The 8,341-nt window shown below is 38.0% G+C and carries 5 protein-coding genes and 1 tRNA gene; 4 read left to right on the top strand and 2 right to left on the bottom strand.

Going from position 1 to position 8,341, the window contains the following annotated elements:
* Positions 1-595: 595 nt before the first annotated feature.
* Positions 596-2,248, bottom strand: a complete 1,653-nt coding sequence (locus HCUR_RS01485; protein WP_104206433.1) for a S49 family peptidase — start codon at positions 2,246-2,248, stop codon at positions 596-598.
* 30 nt (positions 2,249-2,278) lie between these two features.
* On the bottom strand, positions 2,279-3,127 hold the full coding sequence (locus tag HCUR_RS01480; protein WP_165780620.1) for an enoyl-ACP reductase FabI: 849 nt from the start codon (positions 3,125-3,127) through the stop codon (positions 2,279-2,281).
* Between the two features lie 289 nt (positions 3,128-3,416).
* On the opposite strand from HCUR_RS01480, the gene HCUR_RS01475 reads away from it, so the two are divergent.
* The 4 genes from HCUR_RS01475 (at position 3,417) to HCUR_RS09770 (ending at position 7,884) form a co-directional block, all read left to right on the top strand.
* Positions 3,417-3,490: transfer RNA gene (locus HCUR_RS01475), tRNA-Pro, on the top strand.
* Between the two features lie 126 nt (positions 3,491-3,616).
* On the top strand, positions 3,617-4,498 hold the full coding sequence (locus HCUR_RS01470; protein WP_104206432.1) for a D-alanyl-D-alanine carboxypeptidase family protein: 882 nt from the start codon (positions 3,617-3,619) through the stop codon (positions 4,496-4,498).
* Between the two features lie 181 nt (positions 4,499-4,679).
* Positions 4,680-7,331 carry an outer membrane protein assembly factor BamA gene (gene bamA, locus HCUR_RS01465; RefSeq protein ID WP_104206431.1) on the top strand — a complete coding sequence of 884 codons (2,652 nt, stop codon included), beginning with the start codon at positions 4,680-4,682 and terminating at the stop codon, positions 7,329-7,331.
* Between the two features lie 94 nt (positions 7,332-7,425).
* The gene (locus HCUR_RS09770) at positions 7,426-7,884 is read left to right on the top strand and encodes a glycine zipper 2TM domain-containing protein (protein ID WP_104206430.1); all 459 of its coding nucleotides are present in this window, start codon (positions 7,426-7,428) and stop codon (positions 7,882-7,884) included.
* The last annotated feature ends 457 nt before the right edge of the window (positions 7,885-8,341 follow it).

Here is an 8,341-nt window from a genome sequence, read left to right as displayed (position 1 = left end):
ATAGTCTAACAGACACATACAGTCATCTTTTGCACACTAAAGTCTAGGAAGCCCATATTGATAATACGGCTGGAGCCTGTTCTGTCTTTCAAGAAGCTTTAAGAAACGATCCAAGGCTTAAAGATGTTTGTGCGGATACCGGTAAAAATGTCTTAAAGCACACACGTGAGATATCGGGGCGCTTGACTCAAGGGGGGGGGCTTATTTTGGCAAAAAATTGGGCGTGGAGCACACATTTCTTGGCTTAATAACGTTCCCAGGCGCTTCAAAGAGTATGAACTTTTTGTCTTGATGGCGGAAAGTAATATTAATATATCACCCAGTACATTATTAAAAATAGAGTCTAAACAAAACGTTCACTTTTTATTAAAGTCATGAATTCTTTTTTGCGAGGGCTGACCGCTTCTACCCACTTCTGTTCTGCTTCATCTCTGTTTATTTCTTTAATCAATTGACATCAGTTCTGTGCAGCCAAGTAAAAAAAAGAAAGCATCAATTCCTTAAAAGTAACAGTATACTGGTCTAGCCTAATGAAAAAGGAGGATTTTTTCTCATCGATATTTTGATATCGGGAGAAATGGTGTACCTTTTTTAGTTACGGATATATTAACGTGTAAAGCTTCTGACTTTTTTTACATATTTCAGTCAATATTTTTGAAACTTGATCTTTCAGAGCAGACACAATCCAGCGTAAAGAATAGCGTGGACCAGGAGTATAGTCTACATACTCCAAGTGTTTTAGAGTGCTTTTTTCTTTCTTCGCCCATTCTAGTGCATCGGAAAAATGTCCTAAATTGTCTACAAGTCCTAGAGCTTTTGCTTCCTCTCCTGTCCAAACTTGACCCTGAGCCAATGCGTGTACTGTTTTTTTGCTCATTCCTCGTGCTTCCGCAACCAATAAAAGAAAATGTTCATACCCAAAAGATGTAACTTTTTCCCAACGTTTTCTTTGTTCTTGATCCCAGCTGGTGTATAAACTTTCACTAGAACCTGCTCCCAAGCCGACAAATCCAAATCCTACTCCCCAATGAGCTAACGCCTCTTGAACATCAAATTTTCCTGCATATACTCCGATAGACCCCGTGAGTGTAGCAGGTTGAGCCCAAATTTTTTCTCCCGCACAAGCAATCCAATATCCTCCAGACGCTGCCACACTTTCCATGATAATGACTGTGAGCTTGCCTGCAATACGACAACACATCACGCCGTAACGCAATGCTTCTGCCGCGGAAGAAGTTCCTCCTGGAGTATTTAAAAGAATAAATACCGCTTTTATTGCAGGATTTTGTGACACCTCCACCAATTGATCACAAAATTGTTGGGTATTCAACAGCGTACTCCCTAATTCGCCCTCAATACGCAATACCCCAATATGGTGGCGATGTAGAAGCTTAGAGTAACCCCAAGTCCAAATATTTTTTTTGTTTTGAATGTATGTTTTCGCATCTGAACTTTCTGCATCAGGACAATATTGATGCTTTACTTGACTCCAACAAGATGCTAGTTGATCAACCCATCCTAATTTTTTTGCTTCCTGGGCGGAGCATGTGAGATCAATCATTCCAGCTTTTAGTACACTAGGCTTAAGACGTTTGTCCTCTATTAAATTTTTTATAATCTGACCATGCCAGCGGGTTAAAATACGATGCATCATGGCTTTTTCTTGTACGGACATATTTGAACGTGTAAACCCATCGGGTCCGGATTTGTATTCCCCTTGAGCAACAAAATTGCTTTTTATTCCTAAATTTTTTAAACATTTTCCGAAGTATAAACGCTCTATGCTCGCTCCTTCTAACATGATATGACCACATAGACCAAGATAAAACTGATTGGCGCAAGAGCCCAAATAATACCCAGAAAGCCCAACTTCTCCTAATGTACCAATAGCTTGGGCATAGCATACGATTTTTTTTCCCTGCGCTTTCAGTTTTTGAAAAAGTCCTCTAAACACTTGAACGTCTGCTATGCTCATGTCCGTGTCCAAGTGGACTACGATGCGCTCAAGGTAAGGATCCGTTAATCCACGATAAAGTGCCAATTTCCAGGTCTCAAAACAGGAACCTCGATCCAGAAGATCTGTACTATGTTCTAAAACTAAAACTCGAGTGGGAGCCGAAGGCAATCCTCGACGAAAAAAAACCACAACTAAAACGAAGGTTACTGTATAACCTACAAGGATGAATAAACGATTGAGTCCTAAACGAATTTTTTTTCCAATACGATGGATGATTACGCCTATTTTCATACAAGCCCTATAATTTTCTCAGAAAAACTTCTAAGCACTTTTTGTAATGTCTGGTGCATCCACTAATTTCATGCCAATTACATGATAGCCAGAATCAACATGATGAATCTCTCCTGTAACTTTTGAAGATAATGGACTAAAAAAATATAATGCCGCGTTCCCTACATCTTCTTGACTTACCCCCGTACGCAAAGGAGCGTTATGAACGGTCCAATCTAAAATATATCGAAACCCATCAATGCCTCCTGCGGCTGCAAGGGTACGCACAGGTCCTGGAGAAATCGCATTGACGCGAATTCCTTGGGAACCTAAATCTGCTGCTAAATATCTCACGCTGGACTCTAATGCAGCTTTAGCTACTCCCATAACGTTGTAGTGGGGAATAACTTTTTCTGCACCGTAATAAGATAGGGTAACAATGCTGCCTCCATCAGTCATCAGCGTAGCGGCTTCTTTTACCATTTCGATAAAAGAAAAACAAGAAATATTTAGAGTACGGGTAAAGTTTTCCTTTGTGGTATCCAAGAATTTTCCTGTAAGCGCGTGTTTGTCCGAATATGCTGCACCATGCAACATAAAATCTAGTTTCCCCCAGGTACTTCGAATGTGTTGAAAAAGATGAGTAATTTGATCGGAATTTTCTACATCGCAAGGAAAAATAGAAGCCTTTTCTAATGTTTTTGCCAAGGGCTCTACTCTACGTTTTAATGTATCGGTTTGATAGGTGATAATCAACTCAGCTCCTTCTTCTGAAGCTTTTTTTGCTACTCCCCAGCAAATGGATTCTCGATTGGCAACCCCTAAAATTAGGCCTTTTTTTTCTTTTAACAACATTTGTATGAAGCTACCGATATGATTTTCTAAGAAAAAATTATACATATATTTTTTTACAATATCAATTGGAGTTTTACGTTATAATTTCACTCATTAAAAAAAGAGCGTAGCTTTTATCTTGGAGTTCCGTTTTATTAAAAAAAATTTTCTGAGAATGGAAATTTTTTCTTGATTCCTCTTTCATCTTTTAAATAAAATACTTTTCATTTATTAATTTTAAAAATTTTTTCTAGCTTAAAATCACTATGCTTGAATTACTATGAAATATTAAAACCTTTAATTGCAGAATTTTCTCTAGTTTCTGGCTTAAAAAAAAGTTATAATAACAATGCATCGGAGTATAGCGCAGCTTGGTAGCGCATCACGCTGGGGGTGTGAGGGTCGTGGGTTCAAATCCCGCTACTCCGACAGAATATTATTTCTTTAAAAGCGTGTTTCACTTTCTTCCTAAACTGTAAAAAAAAAATTGCCTACTGGAAGGCATACGCTGTTTAATATAAAATAGTGAAGTGATAAAAAGTAAGTGGTTGAACCGTGAGAATAAGTTGGAGGGTGTATGCTGCCATCACAGTATGGGCTAGTCCTGAAGTTTTTGCAAAAAAGAAACTTTTTTGTTACGTTGTACTAGATCCAATAAAGCGTGCTGTTATTGAGGGAAAAAATACAGAATCCCGGATTTTTCCTGCGTCTTTAGCAAAATTGATGACGTTATTTATTACTTTTGACGCGCTCTCAAAAAAAAAGATCAAATTTAATACCTGGTTCTCGGTCTCTCATCATGCAAGTCAATGTCTTCCTTCCAAGCTTTGGGTTAAACCAGGACAAAAGTTAACAGTAGAGCAGTGCATTCAAGCTGTATGTGTTTCTTCTTGTAACGATGTGGCGACAATGATCGCAGAAAATTTAGCAGGTAATGTTCCAAATTTTGTAAAAATGATGAATTATTATGCACGTACCTTGGGAATGCGAAACACAGTGTTTAAAAATCCTTCTGGCTGGCATGATCCGGATCAAGTTACGTCTTCAAAAGATATTGCTTTGCTGATGCGGGCTATTTGGCTTAGATTTTCCAGATATGGTCATTTTTTGGGTGGAAAAACTTTTTGCTATAAAGGAAGAGTGTATCAAAATACTAATCGCTTATTGGGAAAAGTGGAAGGATTACGTATGGGAAAAACTGGATATACCTCCCATGCGGGATATAATTTATCTACGTTTACTATGCGACATCACCGTCCAGTAATTGTTGTGCTCACTGGAGCGCCGACCCGTACAGCACGAGATAATAAAGTACGCGCTTTAATTGAAAAATTTTATCATCGTAAGGGTTCTGGCAAAATTTCTAAAAATCCTATTCTCTATCGTGGTGGTCCTAAACAAAAAGTGTATGTCAAAAAGAATTCACATATTTCTTAATGTATAATAAGAAAAAAGTCATTTAGAATTTTTTTTATCTAGATATTTTTACAAATATAAAAATAAATTATCTTTGTGCTGACTAAACTTTATTCTAATTTCATTTTTTTTGAAAAAGTCTTGTATTTTTTCTTGGTTAGATGCATACTCTTGTTAAGATATGCTTGAGATATAAATTACTTTGAAGCCCCTAAACGTTGTATTTCTGTGGGGACTGCTTGTTACGCAGGAAGTATGTTCTGTAGATTCTGTAAATCCTCCTTCTGCCTCCGTAGAGCCAGTTATAGAAGCGCCTAGTAATTCAGGGGGAGAACCTGCTTTAGGAAAAGTTCTTGTGAAACCTAAAAATACGGCTCCTTCTTCTGAACCTGGAAATTCTTCTAATAATATAGATTCTGGAGCAGCGCTCCCCCCGCTTCCCTCTAGCGCAGAAGTTGAATCCGAAACAGAAGGAGATTTTTACAGTAATCAAGTAGCTCCGGAAGCTTTAGAGTCTTTTCGTCCCGCAAAACCTGATATGCTCCCTAAAAAAACCGGTGCGCTCTTTCCGGAAACTTCTGTAGATTCTCTTCAAGATAAAAAAATTATTCGTGAAGTAAACGTCGTGGGTATACGTCGTGTAGACCGTCAAGCCATTTTGGATCATCTTCCGGAACATACGTCTTGTACTCAAGCAGAGTTAGATGTATTTGTTAAAAATCTCTTTAACAGTGGATTGTTTAAGGAAGTGTCTGTTTTTTTAGAGAATAGTGTATTGACAGTACGAGTTCAAGAAAATCCTTCCATTGCAGAAGTACGCTTTGAAGGGAATGATAAGATATCGCGCTCAGACTTGAAAGAGGAGTCTACGTTACAGCCCCGAGATATTTTTTCCAAAGAATCTGTGTCTAATGAAGTGAAGCGTGTGGTTCAGTTGTACAGTAATAAAGGATATTACGCAGTCAAGGTTCGCCCTTTAATTCAACGCTTAAAGCAAAATCGTGTTAATATTATTTTTCATATTGAAGAAGGGCACCGTAGTTATAATAAACAAATTCGTTTTTTGATGGACGCTAAAGATCCGGGGTTTAGCGAAAGTGCTTTAAGAGATGTCATTACAAGTCTAGAAGATCGTTGGTGGCGTATTCTTGGAGATCCAGCAGAATGTTATGATAAAGCTCGAGTAGAATATGACTGTGACTTGCTGCGTAAACATTATTATAGAAACGGCTATTTGGATGTACGAGTGACAGCTCATACCCAGTTAGCAAAAAACAGAGAGCATTTCTATATCACTTTTTTTATTCATGAAGGTCCTCAATACTGTATTTCTGATATAAAGATTAAAAGTGATCTTAAAAATTTAAACTTGGATGGTCTTGAAACTCACATTACATTGAAAAAAGGGAGCGTTTTTAATGCAGAAATGCCTGAAAAAGTTGCATCGCGCATGGCACAAGAGCTTGAGATGCGAGGATTATCTTTTCTAGAAGTGCGTCCAGTGATTAACAAAAATGAGCTTCGTAAAGAAGTCTCCTTATGTTTTCTTGCGTGTAAAGCGCCAGTAGTCTATGCAGGAAAAGTGTTTGTGAAGGGAAATTACGCGACAAATGATGAAATTATTCGTCGTATGTTAAAATTTTCTGAAGGCGATCCTCTAAGTATGAACAAAGTGAATAGTTCTAAAGAAATGTTAGAAAGCATGGATTTTTTTGAATCCATAGATATTAAACCGGTGGCTTCTGCAGATCCTAAAATTCAAGATGTCACACTGGAAGTGAAAGAAAAAGGAACGGGAGATGTAAAATTTTCTGGCGGATACAGTACACAAGATGGAATTATTGGCCAAATTGGGTTGGAAGAACGTAACTTATTTGGACGTGCTTTGTACGGTAATTTAAGTGCCATGGTTGCGCAGCATGGGATGGATTTTCGGGTGGGTATGGCAAACCCTTTTAGTTTTGGTCGAAACTTAACTCTGGGAGGAACACTATTTTACAATCGATTTCGAAGTACGACGAAAGGAAGTTTTTCTGGAGAAGGCGCCTATAAACAAAGTGCTGGTGGTGCGGATGTCTATGCCCGGTACCCTTTGTCCCAAACCCTTTCTCAGTTTTGGGGGTACAGTATTCACGCAGATCATGTCAGTCACTTTTCTCCCTATATGTCCCCTTATATTTGGTCTAATATGCAAGGTAAATATAATATTTTAAATGCTTCTGTGGAGCATAAATTAGAATATGGCAAGACCAACGTTGAAAATGGGGAATACGTCAGTGGTAGTGGAGTTCAATGGAGTACTGTTCTTCATGGCGTAGGAGGGGAAGTAAAATGTCTTAAAAATATTATTATGGCTACTCACTATATTCCTTTGAATAGCGAGAAAACATTACTTTTGAAATTTGAAGCTCAGGGTGGATTTATCCACAAGATGGGATATATGCGTTTTTCAGACCAATTTACACTAGGCTTATTTTCTTTTCCAGGCTTCCGGTTTTCTGGGCTCGGACCTCGGGACGAGCGTACAGGAGATGCATTGTTTGCACGATGCTACTACACTGCGTCAGCAAAATTATACTGGGGATTAGGTTTTTTAGGTATTCCTAAAGACACTCCTCTAAGAGCAGTGGTGTTCGCTTATACAGGATCTTTATGGAACTCTATTTTTGGAAAACAAGATAATAATGCGTATATTTTAAGCCCGAACTTTCAAAATCGCGCGTCTTGTGGTGTAGGATTAATATGGACATTGCCTATGATGGGAAATATTGGCTTTTTGTTTTCAAAACCTGTACAACGCCAGGATTGGGATCAAACCCAGAATTTTCTGTTTGTATGGGGACAATCGTTTTGAAGCGGAGTAAATCGTAAACTTCTTTATCTCTTGCTAAATAGATCCAGGTGCTTTATCCTAAAAAGCATATAGAATATGTGTTTAGGTTGAAAAAATGATTATTAAGAAAGCATGGGTTTTTACACTGATGGTAGTGGGATTGTTGGGATGTGATCCTCAAAATTCTCCTAAATTAGGCCAAATGGGGGGGCTTATTTTGGGCGGCGCTACTGGAGGATTTCTGGGGTCTACTATTGGAAAAGGTCGGGGACGCGTTATTGCTACGGCAGTAGGTGCCGTTCTTGGAGGAGCGCTTGGAAGTATGATTGGTTCTCAATTAGATCCTAAAGAACAACGAGAAGTTAAAAATTCTACTGTCTACGCTTTAGAATCCGGGCAAGTTCAGACCTGGAAGAGCTCCACTAAAAATGCCCGATGCATGGTACAACCCAGCGTGATAGATTCCACAGGATGCAGAGAATACAAAACCATTGTTATCATTGATGGACGAAGACAGGAGGCTTATGGACGCGCCTGTAAAGATGAATTTGGTCAATGGAGGATTGAGAATTAGGAGTTGGTTTCTGAATAAGACTAAAATATATTTAAAAATTTATCTTTAGAGCGATTCATGTTTTGTTTTTTTTTTAAAAGATTTCTTCTGCGTTTTGCAAGAACGAGCTCTTGTAGCGGAATCAATATTTAGCTTTTGTTAATAAACGCATTCTCCTATAAAGTTTCCTATAACTCCTCACAGATAGTGGGTAAAAAATTTAGTTCGTAACAAATAAAGGGTTTAATAAGGTTATCCCAAAGTAATTCAGAGTGTTTCTCTGCCAGTTACTTCAAACGCAGAGGATTGTATTGTACCCTTTTGTATTTTTTTAAAAGGAGGCTCTCAAAAAAAAACTGCCTTTAAAATTTTTTTATTTTCATAATGGACACAGTCTTTCGAACTCTTTTAAATAGAATAGAATTATAATGTTAACTAAGCTTGACAAGAGTAAATTTTTTTGGTAAAATAAATGAAG

It is taken from the genome of Holospora curviuscula, assembly GCF_002930195.1.
GTDB classification, from domain to species: domain Bacteria; phylum Pseudomonadota; class Alphaproteobacteria; order Holosporales; family Holosporaceae; genus Holospora; species Holospora curviuscula.
Note: the sequence above shows the minus strand (reverse complement) of the source record. Positions and strands in the feature narration are given on the sequence as shown.

Bases quoted from the DNA above. Each gene is read 5' to 3' on its own strand.
- HCUR_RS01485 (WP_104206433.1), bottom strand. From the start codon at position 2,248: ATGAAAATAGGCGTAATCATCCATCGTATTGGAAAAAAAATTCGTTTA.
- HCUR_RS01480 (WP_165780620.1), bottom strand. From the start codon at position 3,127: ATGTATAATTTTTTCTTAGAAAATCATATCGGTAGCTTCATACAAATG.
- HCUR_RS09770 (WP_104206430.1), top strand. From the start codon at position 7,426: ATGATTATTAAGAAAGCATGGGTTTTTACACTGATGGTAGTGGGATTG.